This window comes from Oceanibium sediminis, assembly GCF_003265325.1.
Classification (GTDB): domain Bacteria; phylum Pseudomonadota; class Alphaproteobacteria; order Rhodobacterales; family Rhodobacteraceae; genus Halovulum; species Halovulum sediminis.
In genome coordinates, this window is sequence record NZ_QGNX01000001.1 from 108,654 (window position 1) to 123,883 (window position 15,230).

The 15,230-nt window shown below is 66.6% G+C and carries 15 protein-coding genes; 10 read left to right on the plus strand and 5 right to left on the minus strand.

What is annotated here, in order from left to right; genetic code table 11:
* Positions 1 to 6: 6 nt before the first annotated feature.
* Positions 7 to 2,373, minus strand: coding sequence for a glucosylglycerol hydrolase (gene gghA / locus DJ029_RS00525; RefSeq protein WP_232822923.1), 2,367 nt, complete (start codon positions 2,371 to 2,373; stop codon positions 7 to 9).
* Positions 2,374 to 2,551: 178 nt separating this feature from the next.
* On the opposite strand from gghA, the gene DJ029_RS00530 reads away from it, so the two are divergent.
* From DJ029_RS00530 to rplT, 5 genes are all read left to right on the plus strand, one after another.
* Positions 2,552 to 3,670 carry an NAD(P)H-dependent glycerol-3-phosphate dehydrogenase gene (locus DJ029_RS00530; protein ID WP_112320379.1) on the plus strand — a complete coding sequence of 373 codons (1,119 nt, stop codon included), beginning with the start codon at positions 2,552 to 2,554 and terminating at the stop codon, positions 3,668 to 3,670.
* Positions 3,671 to 3,732: 62 nt separating this feature from the next.
* Positions 3,733 to 4,548, plus strand: a complete 816-nt coding sequence (locus DJ029_RS00535) for an LOG family protein (protein WP_112320380.1) — start codon at positions 3,733 to 3,735, stop codon at positions 4,546 to 4,548.
* A 64-nt stretch (positions 4,549 to 4,612) separates the two neighbouring features.
* Positions 4,613 to 5,929, plus strand: a complete 1,317-nt coding sequence (locus tag DJ029_RS00540) for an MFS transporter (RefSeq protein ID WP_112320381.1) — start codon at positions 4,613 to 4,615, stop codon at positions 5,927 to 5,929.
* A gap of 118 nt (positions 5,930 to 6,047) precedes the next feature.
* A complete protein-coding gene (gene rpmI / locus DJ029_RS00545) occupies positions 6,048 to 6,248 on the plus strand; it encodes a 50S ribosomal protein L35 (protein WP_112321282.1) in 201 nt (66 codons plus the stop codon).
* A 13-nt stretch (positions 6,249 to 6,261) separates the two neighbouring features.
* Positions 6,262 to 6,624, plus strand: coding sequence for a 50S ribosomal protein L20 (rplT, locus tag DJ029_RS00550; RefSeq protein ID WP_112320382.1), 363 nt, complete (start codon positions 6,262 to 6,264; stop codon positions 6,622 to 6,624).
* A 173-nt stretch (positions 6,625 to 6,797) separates the two neighbouring features.
* Here the strand turns inward: rplT and DJ029_RS00555 are convergent, their stop codons facing one another.
* Complete coding sequence (locus tag DJ029_RS00555) at positions 6,798 to 8,411, minus strand: SulP family inorganic anion transporter (RefSeq protein ID WP_232822973.1); 1,614 nt, start codon at positions 8,409 to 8,411, stop codon at positions 6,798 to 6,800.
* A 283-nt stretch (positions 8,412 to 8,694) separates the two neighbouring features.
* A complete protein-coding gene (locus DJ029_RS00560; protein ID WP_112320384.1) occupies positions 8,695 to 9,330 on the minus strand; it encodes a calcium-binding protein in 636 nt (211 codons plus the stop codon).
* 149 nt (positions 9,331 to 9,479) lie between these two features.
* Between DJ029_RS00560 and pheS the strand changes: the two genes are divergently transcribed.
* The 4 genes from pheS (at position 9,480) to DJ029_RS00580 (ending at position 12,450) form a co-directional block, all read left to right on the plus strand.
* Positions 9,480 to 10,550, plus strand: coding sequence for a phenylalanine--tRNA ligase subunit alpha (gene pheS / locus DJ029_RS00565; RefSeq protein WP_112320385.1), 1,071 nt, complete (start codon positions 9,480 to 9,482; stop codon positions 10,548 to 10,550).
* Between the two features lie 137 nt (positions 10,551 to 10,687).
* Positions 10,688 to 11,512 carry a 2,3,4,5-tetrahydropyridine-2,6-dicarboxylate N-succinyltransferase gene (gene dapD, locus DJ029_RS00570; RefSeq protein ID WP_112320386.1) on the plus strand — a complete coding sequence of 275 codons (825 nt, stop codon included), beginning with the start codon at positions 10,688 to 10,690 and terminating at the stop codon, positions 11,510 to 11,512.
* Between the two features lie 149 nt (positions 11,513 to 11,661).
* On the plus strand, positions 11,662 to 11,916 hold the full coding sequence (locus DJ029_RS00575) for a GlsB/YeaQ/YmgE family stress response membrane protein (RefSeq protein ID WP_112320387.1): 255 nt from the start codon (positions 11,662 to 11,664) through the stop codon (positions 11,914 to 11,916).
* 198 nt (positions 11,917 to 12,114) lie between these two features.
* Positions 12,115 to 12,450, plus strand: a complete 336-nt coding sequence (locus tag DJ029_RS00580) for a hypothetical protein (RefSeq protein ID WP_112320388.1) — start codon at positions 12,115 to 12,117, stop codon at positions 12,448 to 12,450.
* On the opposite strand, the gene DJ029_RS00585 is transcribed toward DJ029_RS00580, so the two are convergent.
* Positions 12,444 to 12,740, minus strand: a complete 297-nt coding sequence (locus tag DJ029_RS00585) for a DUF1244 domain-containing protein (protein WP_112320389.1) — start codon at positions 12,738 to 12,740, stop codon at positions 12,444 to 12,446. The genes DJ029_RS00580 and DJ029_RS00585 overlap by 7 nt on opposite strands.
* Positions 12,741 to 12,813: 73 nt before the next feature.
* Positions 12,814 to 13,596: an N-formylglutamate amidohydrolase gene (locus DJ029_RS00590; protein WP_112320390.1), complete on the minus strand. Its 783-nt coding sequence runs from the start codon at positions 13,594 to 13,596 to the stop codon at positions 12,814 to 12,816.
* Between the two features lie 142 nt (positions 13,597 to 13,738).
* On the opposite strand from DJ029_RS00590, the gene pyk reads away from it, so the two are divergent.
* On the plus strand, positions 13,739 to 15,187 hold the full coding sequence (gene pyk / locus DJ029_RS00595; RefSeq protein WP_112320391.1) for a pyruvate kinase: 1,449 nt from the start codon (positions 13,739 to 13,741) through the stop codon (positions 15,185 to 15,187).
* Positions 15,188 to 15,230: the final 43 nt, after the last annotated feature.

Consider the following 15,230-nt stretch of genomic DNA (forward strand, 5'->3'; position numbering starts at 1 on the left):
CGGCCCTCACCCCGGATCGCGGGTGAAGACAAGGCCCATGCTGTCTTTCAGCACGATCGGCCCGCCTTCGTAATCCGGCCCGATGGTCGGTGTCGCCAGCGCCAGTTTCCAGCCGAAGCCTTCCAGCCCCGGGATCGGCAGGCGCAGGGGATCGAAGCCGTTCGTCTCGCCCCCTTCCATGTGGGTGATGGTGAAAACCTGCCGCCCCTCCGGCCCGTGCCGCAACGAGGTGAAGACGGTGCGCCCGTCAATCGGCTGCATGTAATCGAAGTGATCCCGCGCGCCGAAGTTGCCGCGCAGCCAGGGGTTCGCACGGCGGAACTTGCGCAACTCCAGCATGAAGCTGGTCTGGTGCGGCTCCAGCGCCGAGACCGAGTTCGCGACGTTGCAATATTCGTGCATGTCGTCCATCCAGGCGCGCGCGATCTGCTTCAGCCCCTCGGGCGTGAAGCGCCCCGGCCCGGCAAGCGGCGGTTCCACCGCGTTCAGCAGGCGCGAGATCTCGTCCAGGTCGTATTCCGTCACCTCCACCAGCGCGGGCAGGAATTCGAAGAACCGCGCCAGTTCCTCGCGGTTCTCGAACCCCAACGCTTTAAGGCGCTGGAAATTGACCGGCACGGAATAGGAATACTCGTCCACCTGCCATTTCAGGCTGATCGCCTCTTCCGCCACGACCTTGACGCCGTACTTGTCGTCCTGGTTGCGGATGAACCCCCAGCTTGCGCGGGCGGTGGCATTCAGGAAGTCCATCGGCACGCCGGGAAAGGCGGCATAGGTCAGCATGCTGACGGCGGGGTTGTCATAGGCCTTGTCGAGGATCTCCATCCGTGTGTCGCCCAGGCGGGTGTTGATGTTCAGCTTGGGATTGACCTGCGTGCCCCGGCGCAGCGTGTCGTGGTTCGCGGTGCCCGAGATCCAGTTCGCGCCAAGCTGCAGCATCTCGCGGATGCGCCAGTATTTCGACAACCAGAAGCCGTAGATGAACGGGGTGTTATGCGCGAAGGTCAGCGGCCCCCACTGGAAGGTGTCGGGCATCTGCTCAATCACCGCGCGGTAGGTTGAACTCAGCTCCCAATCCTCCTGCGGCCAGGGGCGGCCATCCTCGAAGATGAACCAGGGGCGATAGTCGGTCCCGGCCACGGTCTGGGGCACATCGGCCATAGCGCGCAGGTAGTCGTCGTCGTGCCGCATGGTCTGGGTGGCGGAATCCCACCACTTGAAGTCCTGCGCCCCGTCGACCCGCACGCCGTCCGCCCCGAAGTTCACCTTGCGCCGCTGCATTTCCAGCAGGATCGCCCGCACGGAGGGGTTCTTGTAGTCGAGATTCTGCCCGTACATGTTCGGCCCGGCGAAGTAATGCGGGTTCAACGCACGCTGGCCCTGGTTGTCGGAATGACCGAAAACCACGTCCAGGATCAGCATCTTGGGCTTGTTCGGGAAATTGTGCAGCACGGCGGCGAAATCCGCCAGCTCGTCCGGCCGCCCGCTTTCCAGCAGGACCGGGTTCACCGTGCCCATGCCGGAAATCACGATGTCATAGCCCCAGTTCGTGGTGTTGGGGCGCAACAGCTCGGCGTTCAGGCTGTCCTCGCCCTCCAGGCTGTCCACCCAGAAATCCGGGCCGGTCTCATAAACCGTGGTCGGCTCCACCGGCAGCAGCTGCACCGCGTCATAACCGAGGTAGAGCGCATCCGCGTCCTCAAGCGGCAGGCCACGGGACACCCGCTCTGCCAGGCGCTCGAACTGGCGGGTCAGGCTGGCCAGGGTGCCGCCCGCAGTGGCGGTGGGCACGTGGATCTGCAGGATGTTGGTGGGCGGGCCGAAACGATGCGGCGCGTCCCTGCGCAGCGCGCTCCAGTAGTCCCGATCGCCACGGCCCGCGTCGATGGAGGCGACGTCGTACAGCTCCGCCGGGGCCATCGCGCCGAAGGGCAGCGACATCGCCAGCGGGTCGAGGACGCGGTGCCAGTGCCCTTCCCCGTCGCGCCAGGTCAGGGTGTAGAAATCCCCGATGCTGTCCCGGCGGCCCGCGCGCAGCCCATCCACGGCAACAAAGCAGAACGCCTCGTAGCGCTCCATCGGGACGAGGGCGCGCTCGAAACCGACCTGCTGGGCAGAGCGGGTGAGGTCCAGCTCCCCCCGCGCCGAAAGCACCTCGAGGAAGATGTCGCCATCGGGCACCCGGTGATCCAGCAACTCGGGCGCCCAGAAACCGAACCGTGCCTGATCACCGCAGACCTGCCCGCCAAGCCGCCGCGCAATCGCCGTTTCCGCCTCGAAACGCTCTCGGGCGTGCAGCAGCTGGTCGCGGCACCATTCGACAAGCCGGGTGCTTTCGGCGTCATTGCGGCGCAATCGGTTCGATAGGGTCAAATTCTCCTCCTGTCGTCGTCCAGGGCGAAAGCCCGACGCGCATCGGGCCGGTCCCGCTGCCCCGAGCCTAGGGAACACATCCCCGAATGGCCAGTGTATCGCGTGGCTTGATGGTGCTGGCCGCATGTGATCCTGTAGGGCGCGGCCGCCTTCCGGCCGGATCCAAGAAGGAATTCAGATGACAGCTGACAAAGCGCCTGTCCCTTACAGGCGTATCACGGTTCTTGGCGCCGGGGCCTGGGGCACGGCCCTGGCCGCCGTCGCCGCCACCGCCGGGCGCGAGGTGACGCTCTGGGGCCGAGACAAGGCGGTCCTGGACAGTATCGCGCGCGCGCGAAGCAACCCCGCCTACCTGCCCGGCATCACCCTGCCCGAGGGGATCGCGACGACGCCCGACCTTGCCCACGCGCTTCAGGGGGCCGAGGCCGTGCTGCTGGTCACCCCCGCCGCCACCGTGCGCGCGCTCTGCCGCCAGATCGCCCCGCATTTGCCCGCGAATATCCCGCTGGCGCTGTGCGCCAAGGGGATCGAGGCGGGCAGCGGCCTGCTGCTGGGCGAAGTGGTGCGCGAGGAATTGCCAAACCATCCCGTCGGCGCGCTGTCCGGTCCGTCCTTCGCAGTGGAAACCGCGCGCGGCCTGCCCACGGCGGCCACCATCGCCTTTCCCTTCCGCCCGGCGGACCGGCAGGACCCGGCCACCGCCCCGGCGGTGCGGCTGGCGCTGAGCCTGAGTTCCGAGATGTTCCGGCCCTATATCTCCGACGACCTGATCGGCGTGGAAGTAGGCGGCGCGGTCAAGAACGTGATCGCCATCGCCTGCGGCATGATGATCGGCGCGGGCTTCGCGGAAAACACCCGCGCCGTGCTGATCACCCGTGGGCTGGAGGAAATGAGCGCCCTGGCCCTCGCCCTGGGCGGGCGGCGCGAAACGCTGTCCGGCCTGTCGGGCGTCGGGGATCTGACGCTGACCTGCGGCTCGACCAACTCGCGCAACCTGTCGCTGGGCATCCAGCTTGGCAAGGGGATCGCGCGCGAAGAGTGTTTCGAGGGCCGCCCCGTGGTGGTCGAAGGGGAAGGCACCGCGCGCTCACTGCACGACCTGACGCAGCGGATCGGGATGACCATGCCGATTTCCGAAGCGGTGTACCGCATCCTGCACGAAGGCGCGCCGGTGGCCGAGACCTTCGCCGGGCTATGGACCCGCCCGCTGCGGGGTGAACCCGCGCAGCTTGACCTGAGCCTTGAACACCCGCTCGATGCGGCTGCGGTCGCCGCCTTCGCGCGCAAGGTGACGTGACCCTCGCCAAGTCATTCCTCCACGGATAAGCTCGACCTCTTGCCCCCAAGAAAGGCCACAGCATGAACAAACTGGGTCAACCCCGCCGCTTCCCCAAGGCGGATGAAGACATCACCAAGTCGCGGCACGTTCCCGAGACGCCGCAGACGCAGTCCCCCACCTATCGCCTCGCCTTCGCCGACCCCGACTTCCTGTGCCGGGATGAGCTGCGCCCCGTTCGCCTGCAGCTTGAGCTGCTGAAGCCCGAAATGACCCTGACGGAAGAGGGCATCACCTCGACCATCGTGATGTTCGGCGGCGCGCGGATTCCCGCGCCGGAATCCAAGGACCAGGCCCGCACCAAGACCCTTGGCGAACTGTCCGAATACTACGCCGAGGCGCGGGAGTTCGCGCGCATCTGCACCAGCGAAAGCCTGAAGTCCGATGGGCGCGAGAATGTCATCATCACCGGCGGCGGCCCCGGCGTGATGGAGGCGGGCTGCCGTGGCGCGGTCGATGCGGGCGGACGCTCGATCAGCCTGAACATCGTGCTGCCACACGAGCAGGCCCCCAACGAATGGGCCACGCCCGAGTTGGCGTTCAACTTCCACTACTTCGCGATCCGCAAGATGCACTTCCTGATGCGCGCCAAGGCGATCACCGTCTTTCCCGGCGGCTTCGGGACCCTGGACGAGCTGTTCGAGACGCTGACCCTGGTGCAGACGGGCCGCATGAAGCCCATGCCGATCCTGCTGTTCGGCCGCAGCTTCTGGGAGCGGATCGTGAACTGGGAGGCGCTGGCGGACGCGGGCACCATCTCGGCCGAGGACCTGGACCTGCTGAACTTCGTGGACACCGCCGAGGACGCCTGGAAGATCATCAGCGAATGGGAATACTGAGCCGCCCGCCGATCAAGGTAAAAAGTCTTAGATAGCGCGGTTGCTCTAGGCTAGGCTCCGCCCCATGCTCGATCTTCTGAAGGACAGGCGCTACGCGCGCCTTTTCGCGGCACAGGTGCTGTCGCTGACCGGGGCGGGGCTGGCCACCGTGGCGCTCGGCCTGCTGGCGTTCGAACTGGCTGGCGCAGAAGCGGGCGTGGTGCTGGGCACCGCGCTGACCCTGAAGATGATCGCCTATGTCGGAATCGCCCCGCTTCTGGGCGGATTCGCGCACAAGATCGACCGACGCCGCCTGCTGGTGACGCTGGACATCATCCGCGCGGGGATCGCGCTGTGCCTGCCCTTCGTCACGCAGGTGTGGCAGATCTACGTGCTGGTCTTCGCGTTGCAGGGGGCCTCGGCCCTGTTCACGCCGACCTACCAGGCGACCCTGCCCGAGGTGTTGAAGGACGAGGCGCGCTATACCCGCGCGTTGTCGCTGTCGCGCCTCGCCTATGACCTGGAAAGCCTGGCCAGCCCGGGGCTGGCGGCGCTGCTGCTGACGGTGGTGCCCTTCACGGCGTTGTTCGGGGGCACGGCCCTTGGCTTCATCGCCTCGGCCCTGCTGATCCTGTCGCTGCGCCTGCCCGCGCCGACCAGGACGCCGCCGCGCCCCTTTATCGAGCGGGTGACGCGCGGCACGCGGATCTACCTTGCGACGCCGCGCCTGCGCGGGCTGCTGGGCGTCACCCTTGCCGCGGCGGCGGGCAGCGCCTTCGTCATCGTGAACTCGGTGGTCCAGGTGCGCAGCGTGCTGAACCTGCCCGAAGGCCGGCTGGCTGTGCTGCTGGCGGCCTATGGCGCGGGCTCCATGCTGGTGGCGCTGGCGCTGCCGAAGCTGCTGGATACGCTGCCCGAACGCCGGGTGATGATCGCCTCGGCCACCGGCCTGCTTGGCGTGATGGCCCTTGGCGCGCTGACGCTCGCCCCGCTTGGCTTTGGCGGGGCGCTGGCGCTCTGGGCGGCGATGGGGGCCACCTATGCCGGAACGCTGACCCCGGCGGGGCGGCTCTTGAACCGCTCGGCCACGGACGAGGATCGCCCCGCCGTCTTTGCCGCGCAATTCGCGTTGAGCCACCTGTGCTGGCTGGTCTGCTACCCGCTGGCGGGCTGGCTGGGCCTGGCGCTGGGGCTTCAGCCGACGCTGCTGGTGCTGGCGCTGATCGGCGGAATCGGCGTTGCGGGCGCGCTGCGCTTCTGGCCCGTGGACGATCCCACGGTGGTGCCCCATGAGCACGCCGATCTGCCCCCCGGCCACCCGCACCTGAAGCGCCACGGCGCGGGGCCCCATGCCCATGTGTTCCGGATCGACGATATGCACCCGCACTGGCCTGACCGTTAGGCGGGAATCCCCTTGCGCCGCCGACCGTCTGCGCCTATAGAGCCGCATTCAGCGGTGCACCGGGCGAAAAGGGCTGCCTTGGTGTGCCAAACGACCACACTCTTGCGAGGAGATGGAAATGCCCAAGATGAAGACCAAGTCAGGCGCGAAAAAGCGCTTCAAGATGACGGCCTCGGGCCTTGTCAAAGCCGGTCAGGCAGGCAAGCGCCACGGCATGATCAAGCGATCGAACAAGTTCATCCGCAACCAGCGCGGCACCACCACGCTGAGTGAGCAGGATGCGAAGATCGTCAAATCCTACATGCCATACGCCCGATAAGGAGGCCTGAGATATGTCACGTGTAAAAGGCGGAGCCGCCTCACATGCCCGTCACCGCAAAGTCGTAAAGGCCGCCAAAGGCTATTACGGCGCGCGTAGCCGCAACTTCCGTACGGCCACGCAGGCCGTCGACAAGGCGATGCAGTACGCCACCCGCGACCGCAAGAACAAGAAGCGCACGTTCCGCGCGCTCTGGATTCAGCGGATCAACGCCGGGGTCCGGGCTTACGACGAAAACCTGAACTACTCGCGCTTCATGGGTGGCCTGATCGCCGCCGGGATCGAGGTGGACCGCAAGGTTCTGGCCGACCTCGCCGTACATGAGCCCGATGCGTTCAACGCCATCGTGGACCAGGCGAAAGCCGCCCTCGCCTGAGGACAGCCCCACGACCGAGACTTCGAAAGCGCGTCACCCCCGGGTGGCGCGCTTTTTCTTTTGGACGTTGGGAAGTTGAGGGGGAGGAGGCCGACGGCGCACGTCGTGCAACCCCTGCCCCCGTGCCGCAAGGCGCGGGGGGCCGGCGCGTCGCACCGGCCCCCCGTGACGGCTCAGTGACCGCCGGCAAGAACCCCTGTGCGCACGGAATAATCGGCGGCAACCTGGTAGTCGGGGTCGTCGTCGCTATCGACGATCAGCTGGCCCGCCTTGGACAACAGCTGGTGGCAGTCCGGGCTCAGGTGGCGCAGCTGGATCGACTTTCCGGCGGCTTCGTACTTCGCGGCCACGGCCTCGATCGCGGTCAGGGCGGACTGGTCCACCACGCGGCTGTCGGCAAAGTCCACGATGACGAGGGACGGATCGCCCGCCGGATCGAACAGCTCCGCGAACCCGTCCGCGGAGCCGAAGAACAGCGGCCCCTGGATCTGGTAGACGCGCGCCCCTTCCGGCGTGGTGTAGGACTTCGCGTGAATCCGCTTGGCGTTGTTCCAAGCGTAGGCCAGCGCTGAGACGATCACCCCGACGACAACCGCGATGGCAAGGTCGTAGGCGACAGTCACCGCCGTCACCAGGACGATCACCAGCGCATCGGTCAGCGGCACGCGGGTCATGATCTTGAAGCTGTTCCAGGCGAAAGTGCCGATCACCACCATGAACATCACGCCCACCAGGGCGGCCAGGGGGATCTGCTCGATCAGCGGGGCGGCGATCACGATGAAGGTCAGCAGGAACAGCGCTGCCGAGATGCCCGAAATCCGGGTCCGCCCGCCAGACTTCACGTTGATCATGGACTGCCCGATCATCGCGCAGCCGCCCATGCCCCCGAAGAAGCCGGTCACCGTGTTGGCCGCGCCCTGGGCGATACATTCACGGCTGGCGCCGCCACGCTGGCCGGTGATCTCGCCCACCAGGTTCAGGGTCAGCAGGCTTTCGATCAGCCCGATGGCCGCGAGGATCAGCGCGTAGGGCAGTATGATCTCGAAGGTTTCAAAGGTCAGCGGCACCATGGGGATATGGAGGCTGGGCAGCCCGCCCTCGATCGAAGCGAGGTCGCCGACGCGCGGCACGTCGATCCCGAAGGCGATGACCGCAACCGCGACGATGCCGATCCCGGCCAGCGGGGCGGGAATGGCCGTGGTCAGCTTCGGCGTCACCCAGATGATCGCCATGGTGACCGCGACCAGCGCCAGCATCAGAACCAGCGGCCAGCCCGACAGCCATGTGCCGCCCGACATGCCATGGCCCGACGCCACGGCGCTGCCCGGCACCTGGAACTGGCTGAGCTGCGCAAGGAAGATCACGATCGCCAGCCCGTTCACGAAGCCCAGCATCACCGGATGCGGCACCAGGCGGATGAACTTGCCAAGTCGAAACACCCCGGCCAGAATTTGCAGGATACCCATGAGCACGACGGTGGCGAACAGATACTCCACCCCGTGCTGCGCCACCAGCGCCACCATGACCACCGCCAGCGCCCCCGTCGCACCGGAAATCATGCCCGGCCGCCCGCCGAATATCGCCGTGATCAGCCCCACGATAAAGGCCGCGTAGAGCCCGACGAGGGGATGCACACCGGCAACGAAGGCGAAGGCCACGGCCTCGGGGACGAGGGCGAGGGCAACGGTCAGCCCTGCGAGCACCTCGGTCCGGATCCGCCCCGGCGTCAGCGATCCGCCGGTCGGATCGACATCCGCAATAAGTGAACCTTTGGCGTTGGCGGCCATCATGAGCTTGGACAAACGGAAACCTCTGGGGGAGTTAAGGAAGGGGTGCCATGTAGCACACATGGCGGGAGTTGCACCGTATACTTTCGTATTGCGACGCTCTGCCCCACATGGCGCGGAATGTCCACCGCCCGCCCGAAGGATGCGCGAAAGCGTGGGAGACTTGCGACAGTCCAGCCGCAAGTATTCGGAGCGCGCGATGCGCGCAAGCTTTCTGGCACTGCGTGCGGCCGGGGCGCTGCCCCGGACCCCGGGATACTTGAGGACTTTGGAAAGGGGGGCGTCAGAAGATGAACATGTCCGCCGTGATATCCTCGGCCGTGAGCTGGAAGGAGTTGTCGATCAGAACGAGCTTGTCCTTGTTCTGGCTGGAGGGGACCTTGATCGCGATGCGGCCTTCCTTCTTCTCGATGATCTTGAGATCCCCGAAGCTGGTGCCGTAGGCGGCGAGGTCCACGAGGTCCTTGCCCGGCTCGAAGCGCCGGATGGTGTCCCGTTCATTGTCATCGGCTAGGACGAAGATATCCGGGTCCGAGGTGCCGTAGAGCACCTCCTTGCCACTGGTCTGCGTTTCGAAAATCACTTGCGTGGTGGCTTCCGGCAGGCCCGGGGCGAAGATGAAGTCGGTTTCGTCCAGCAGCCAGGCGGGTTGCGTGATCTCGACCTCGGCAGGGTGCTCGAAGGTCACGCGGATGCGTTCCTCGCCGTGGTAGTCGATCACGTATTCGGTGGGGCTGAGCTGGCGGATCATCAGCTGGTCCCAGGACGCCTCGATATGCGTCAGGTCGATCCGGTCCACACCATCCTGGAAGCCCAGGATGACGTCCACCGCGCCGTCGTTGCGCAGCACGAAGTGGTCGCTGCCGGCGGTGCCGGTGAGCGTGTCGCGGCGGGCGGTATCGAGAATCTGTGTGCTCATCGCTTCTGCCTCGGGATTCGGTCGAGTTTTACCTATTGCGCGTTTTGGTTAAGCAGCGGTTAATCCCGCGGGCCCCACGGACTTGCAAAGCCCGCCCTGTAGGGCTACCGCTGTCGCCCGTAGGAATTCCGCCGGAGAAGGGCTGAAACATGGATGATCTGGCCGCGCTGAAAACGAAGTACGAGGCTGAGATTGCCGCCGCCACGGATGAGGCGGCGCTTGAGGCGGTGCGTGTCGCCGCCCTCGGCAAGAAGGGCGAGGTCAGCCTGATGATGCGCGGGCTCGGCGCCATGAGCCCCGAGGAACGCCAGCTCGCTGGCCCGGCGCTGAACGCGCTGAAGGCGTCGCTGAGCGATGCGATCGCCGTGCGGCGCAGCGCGCTGGCCGACGCCGCGCTCGAGGCCCGCCTGGCGGAAGAAACCGTGGATGTCACCCTGCCCCCGCGCCCGGCGCGCACCGGCACGATCCATCCGATCACCCAGGTGACCGAAGAGGTGATCGCGATCCTGGCCGACCTCGGCTTCGGCGTGGCGGAAGGGCCGCAGGTCGAAACCGACTGGTACAACTTCGACGCGCTCAACATCCCCGCCGACCATCCCAGCCGGACCGAGATGGACACCTTCTACATGCACCGCGATCCCGCCGATCCGCGCCCCCCGCATGTGCTGCGCACCCATACCTCGCCGGTGCAGATCCGCTACATGGAAGCCCATGGCGCGCCCTGCCGCATCATCGCCCCGGGCCGCGTGTACCGCGCCGACTACGACCAGACCCACACCCCGATGTTCCACCAGGTGGAGGGGCTGGCGATCGACCGCGACATCTCCATGGCGAACCTCAAGTGGACGCTGGAGGAGTTCTGCCGCGCCTTTTTCGAGGTCGAGACCATCGAACTGCGGTTCCGCGCCTCGCATTTCCCCTTCACCGAACCCTCGGCCGAGGTGGATATCCGCTGCTCCTGGACCGATGGCCAGCTGAGGATCGGCGAGGGCGACGACTGGATGGAAATCCTCGGCTCAGGCATGGTCCACCCGAAGGTCCTGCGCGCCGCGGGCGTCGATCCCGACGAATGGCAGGGCTTCGCCTTCGGCATCGGGATCGACCGGCTCGCGATGCTGAAGTACGGCATGCCCGACCTGCGCGCCTTCTTCGATTCCGACCTGCGCTGGCTGCAACATTACGGCTTCCGCCCCGGCGACGTGCCCCGCACCTTCGCCTGACCACCACTTTACTCACAAAATACTCCGGGGGTGCGGGGGCTGGCCCCCGCTACCCGGCCAGCCAATTGCGGCCAAGACCGGTTTCAGCGTAAACACTCCCACAGCATTCAATATCAGCATCCCGTCGGAGGGCCCCTATGGATACCGCACAGCTCGAAACCGCCATCGAAGCCGCCTGGGAGTCGCGCGCCGACATCACCCCGGCCACCGGCGGCGCCACCCGTGAGGCGATCGAGGAAACGCTGAACGCATTGGACAGCGGCGCCCTCCGCGTGGCCGAGAAACGCGGCGAGGACTGGCACGTGAATCAGTGGGCCAAGAAGGCGGTCCTGCTCGGCTTCCGCCTGAAGGACATGGAGCCGCAATCCGGCGGGCCGCAGGGCGGCGGCTGGTGGGACAAGGTCGACAGCAAGTTCCTCGGCTGGGACGAAGCCGAATGGAAAGCCGGCGGCTTCCGCGCTGTCCCGAACTGCATCGTGCGCAAGTCCGCCTTTATCGCGCCCGGCGTGGTACTGATGCCGTCCTTCGTGAACCTCGGCGCCTACGTAGACGAGGGGACGATGGTGGACACCTGGGCCACCGTCGGCTCCTGCGCGCAGATCGGCAAGAACGTGCACCTGTCGGGCGGCGTCGGCATCGGCGGCGTGCTGGAGCCGATGCAGGCCGGTCCCACCATCATCGAGGACAACTGCTTCATCGGGGCGCGCTCCGAAGTGGTCGAAGGCTGCATCGTGCGCGAGGGTTCGGTCCTCGGCATGGGCGTCTACATCGGCAAGTCGACCAAGATCGTGAACCGCGAAACCGGCGAGGTCACCTTCGGTGAGGTCCCGCCCTATTCCGTCGTGGTTTCCGGGTCCATGCCCTCCAAGAACGGCGTGAACCTCTATTGCGCGGTCATCGTGAAGCAGGTGGATGAGCGCACCCGCTCGAAAACCTCGATCAACGACCTTCTGCGCGACTGACACCCGCGCGACCGATCACGACCACCGCCCCGCCCGGACAAGACAACCGGCGGGGCGGAACCTTTTCCGGGCCAATGGCGTTCCGCCTCCGAAGCGATGGGCGACAAGGAGGCCCTTGTAGAGGTGCCGAACCGCAGGGGAGAGGCAGGATGAGTGGACTGGAATGGATTGCCGCCGCGACGGTCGGCGGAATCGTCGGCTGGATCGCGGAACTGGTGTCAGAGGCCGATCACGGCCTGCTGACCAATATCGCCCTCGGCATCCTCGGCGCCATGTCGCTGACGCTCATCCTCGTCGCGATCACCGGGGCGACGCCCGGCGGATGGACCGGCCAGGTGGTCGTGGGCGGCATCGGCGCAGTCATCCTGATCAGGGGTTTTCGCGCCGCACGCACCGACGCGTGAGCGCCGAACGCAACCGACGTCTGAGATATGAGCGATAACGCTGTGCGTACCGCGCAAGCGCCCCCGCGTGAACGCGGAACTGGACGCGCCGCCGTGGATCGGTCATCACAGCCGGGCGATTCCGGGCCGGTCTGGGCCGTCATGGGCCCACCCGAGGCCCCGGTTGCCGGCAACTGGACGAAGGACAAGGGGCAAACCATGCCAAAGGGCAGACACAAGGTCTACACGCTGCTGATCGAGGTCGGCCGCACGAAGGATGACGGCCTGCCCGAGGGCAGCACCGGCGCGGCGCTGGTCTGCTATGCCAGCGGCGTGGACGAGGCGGAGGCGGTGCGCGAAACCGTCGCCGTGCTGAAGCAGGCCGACCTCGCCCCGCTGGATGTCACCGGCTACGGCACGCTCGAGGAACAGCTCGCCGACGGGGCCGAAATCGGCCCCGAAGAGCGTGAGCTGATGGATCGCGCACTGGCCGAGAACGCCGTGATCGTGGCGCAGATGACGCCCTTCAACGACGCCGGTCCGGGCGATCAGTGATCCTTGTGGCTTTCCGCGAAGGCGGCCTGCTGTTCGGGCGTCGCCTCGGTCTGGTAGCGCGCCTTCCATTCCTCGGCTGGCATGCCGTAGACGATCTCGCGGCTCTCGTCCTTTGATATCTCGGTGCCGCGCTCGGCGGCGGCTTCCTGGTACCAGCGGCTCAGGCAGTTGCGGCAGAAGCCGGACAGGTTCATCAGGTCGATGTTCTGCACATCGGTCCGCTCACGCAGGTGATCGCGCAGGCGGCGAAAGGCGGCAGCTTCGAGTTCCAGCTGGGTCTGGGCGTCCATGTGGGGTCTCCGTCGATGGTGGGTGTCTGAAGAAACGTGTCACACCAACAGGTAAGCGCCGGGGGCGCGCCTGTCACCCCCGCGCGGCCGGCATCAGCGACAGCAGGATCGGCGCCAGACGGGCCGCCCAGGCCGCCTGGTCGCGCGGCTCGGCGATCAGGTCGTTGCGGATCTCGATCAGCACATGTGGCAGACCCCGCTGGGTGCCGTGGCGGTACATGCTATCGCCCTGCAGCTGGCCGGAATAGGGCTGGTTGTCGCCGACCACCAGGTCCGGCTCGGCGCTGAGGCGTTCGATCAGCGGCAGCGCGAGGCGTCCGTCGCGGTCCCACAGGATCCCGATGTGCCAGGGCCGCAGCGCCTTGCCCCTGAGTTTCGGCGTGTAGGAATGGATCGAGACGATCTGCGGCGTGACGCCGGTGCCCAGCATCCGGTCGATCTGTTCGGTGACCGCGCGGTGGTAGGGATCGTAATAGGCCACCCGCCGGCGCGCGATTTCCGCCGCATCGGCATGGCGGTTGGCCGGTATGATCGAGCCGTCGTAGAGCTTCATCAGCAGCGTGGGATCGTCCTCCCCCCGGTTGGGGTCGATCACCAGGCGCGAGAACCGGCTCAGCACCGCGGGCGCGTTCATTTCCACCGACAGCCGCCGGGTCACCCCCGCCGCGCCGACATCAAAGGCGATATGGCGGTTCATGTCGGCCGCACTCAGCCCCAGGTCGCCGCCGTTCACATCCTTTGGAATGGCGTTCGACGCATGGTCGCACATCAACAGCGCCGGCCCGGGGGCATCGGCGGCAAGGATCTCGAAAGGCGGGGCGGACCCGGCGCTGGCCGGGGCGGGGAATGCGTCCATTTCTGACACCTATCGCACGCGCGTTGTGCGGAAAAGGTGCACTGCACCAAAAAGCAATATCATGACCCGCTTTTTACCAGACATCGCCCTGCCAAGCCGTTATACCCGGCGCTCAAGGCCCTACAGAATAGCAAGGAAGCCCATGTTACGACGCAATCGCAACGTGAAGATAGTCGCGACCCTCGGCCCTGCCTCGTCGTCCTATGAAACCATCAAGGACCTGTTCCTCGCCGGTGCGGACGTGTTCCGGCTGAACATGTCCCATGGAACGCATGAGGACATCCGCGCCCGCCACGAGATCATCCGCGATCTCGAGGTCGAGATGGAGCGCCCGATCTGCGTGCTTGCGGACCTCCAGGGACCCAAGCTGCGCTGCGGCGTCTTCGCAAACGACTCCGAAATCATCGAGGAAGGCCAGGCCTTCCGCTTCGACCTGGATGACGCGCCCGGCGACGCCAATCGCGTGCAACTGCCCCATCCGGAAATTTTCGCCGCCCTGACCGAAGGCTCCACCCTGCTCGTCAACGACGGCAAGCTGCGCCTGACGGTGACCGAGGCCTCCAAGAGCCATGCGGACTGCATCGTCGCCGTGGGCGGAGAGATCTCCAACCGCAAGGGCGTGAACGTCCCCGACGTGGTGCTGCCGCTGGCGGCCCTGTCCGACAAGGACCGCAAGGACCTGGCGTTTGTCTGCGAGCTGGGCGTGGACTGGATCGCGCTGAGCTTCGTGCAGCGCGCCGAAGACGTAGCCGAGGCCCGCGCCCTGACCAAGGGCCGCGCCGCGATCCTTTCCAAGATCGAAAAGCCCGCCGCGGTGAAGGCGTTCGAGGAAATCCTCGAGGCGTCGGACGGTATCATGGTCGCGCGCGGCGACCTTGGCGTTGAACTGCCCGTGCAGGCGCTGCCGCCGATCCAGAAGAGCCTGGTGCGCAAATGCCGCCGCGTGGGCAAGCCGGTGATCGTGGCGACCCAGATGATGGAAAGCATGATCACCAGCCCGGTGCCCACCCGCGCCGAGGTGTCGGACGTCGCGCAGGCGATCTACGAGGGGGCTGACGCGGTGATGCTGTCCGCCGAATCCGCCGCCGGGGACTACCCGGTCGAGGCCGTCACCACGATGAGCAACGTGGCGGAATCTGTGGAAAGCGATGACATCTACCGCCAGGTGATCGAAGCCTCGCGCACGCCATCGAAACAGTCGGTGGGCGAGGCGATCACCGCCGCCGCCCGCGAAGTGGCCGAGACGACTGACGTGAAGGCGATCTGCTGCTTCACCCATTCCGGCACCACCGCCAGCCTGATGAGCCGCGAAAAGCCGCGGGTGCCGATCATCGCGCTGACGCCGAAACCGGGCACCGCGCGGCGTCTGACGCTGACCTGGGGCCTGCATTGCGTCGTGACCCCCGAGGTCGAGCGCTTCAAGATGGCCGTGGTCAACGCCGCCCGCGCGGCAAAGTCCGACGGGTTCGGCACGGACGACGATTTCATCGTGGTCACCGCCGGGGTTCCGTTCAATACGCCCGGCTCCACGAACATCCTGCGCGTTGCGCCTGTGGACGTGAAGCAGATATTCGCGGGCGGGCCCGAGTAACGGCCCGGCGCGGATTCCGTGGCGGCGGCAGGAGCCTCCGGCG

Bases quoted from the DNA above. Each gene is read 5' to 3' on its own strand.
- DJ029_RS00585 (WP_112320389.1), bottom strand. From the start codon at position 12,740: ATGGACGCCCAGACCCAGCTGGAACTCGAAGCTGCCGCCTTTCGCCGC.
- DJ029_RS00580 (WP_112320388.1), top strand. From the start codon at position 12,115: ATGCCAAAGGGCAGACACAAGGTCTACACGCTGCTGATCGAGGTCGGC.
- DJ029_RS00590 (WP_112320390.1), bottom strand. From the start codon at position 13,596: ATGGACGCATTCCCCGCCCCGGCCAGCGCCGGGTCCGCCCCGCCTTTC.
- DJ029_RS00540 (WP_112320381.1), top strand. From the start codon at position 4,613: ATGCTCGATCTTCTGAAGGACAGGCGCTACGCGCGCCTTTTCGCGGCA.
- rplT (WP_112320382.1), top strand. From the start codon at position 6,262: ATGTCACGTGTAAAAGGCGGAGCCGCCTCACATGCCCGTCACCGCAAA.
- pheS (WP_112320385.1), top strand. From the start codon at position 9,480: ATGGATGATCTGGCCGCGCTGAAAACGAAGTACGAGGCTGAGATTGCC.
- DJ029_RS00535 (WP_112320380.1), top strand. From the start codon at position 3,733: ATGAACAAACTGGGTCAACCCCGCCGCTTCCCCAAGGCGGATGAAGAC.
- DJ029_RS00555 (WP_232822973.1), bottom strand. From the start codon at position 8,411: ATGGCCGCCAACGCCAAAGGTTCACTTATTGCGGATGTCGATCCGACC.
- rpmI (WP_112321282.1), top strand. From the start codon at position 6,048: ATGCCCAAGATGAAGACCAAGTCAGGCGCGAAAAAGCGCTTCAAGATG.
- DJ029_RS00530 (WP_112320379.1), top strand. From the start codon at position 2,552: ATGACAGCTGACAAAGCGCCTGTCCCTTACAGGCGTATCACGGTTCTT.
- DJ029_RS00560 (WP_112320384.1), bottom strand. From the start codon at position 9,330: ATGAGCACACAGATTCTCGATACCGCCCGCCGCGACACGCTCACCGGC.
- pyk (WP_112320391.1), top strand. From the start codon at position 13,739: ATGTTACGACGCAATCGCAACGTGAAGATAGTCGCGACCCTCGGCCCT.
- dapD (WP_112320386.1), top strand. From the start codon at position 10,688: ATGGATACCGCACAGCTCGAAACCGCCATCGAAGCCGCCTGGGAGTCG.
- DJ029_RS00575 (WP_112320387.1), top strand. From the start codon at position 11,662: ATGAGTGGACTGGAATGGATTGCCGCCGCGACGGTCGGCGGAATCGTC.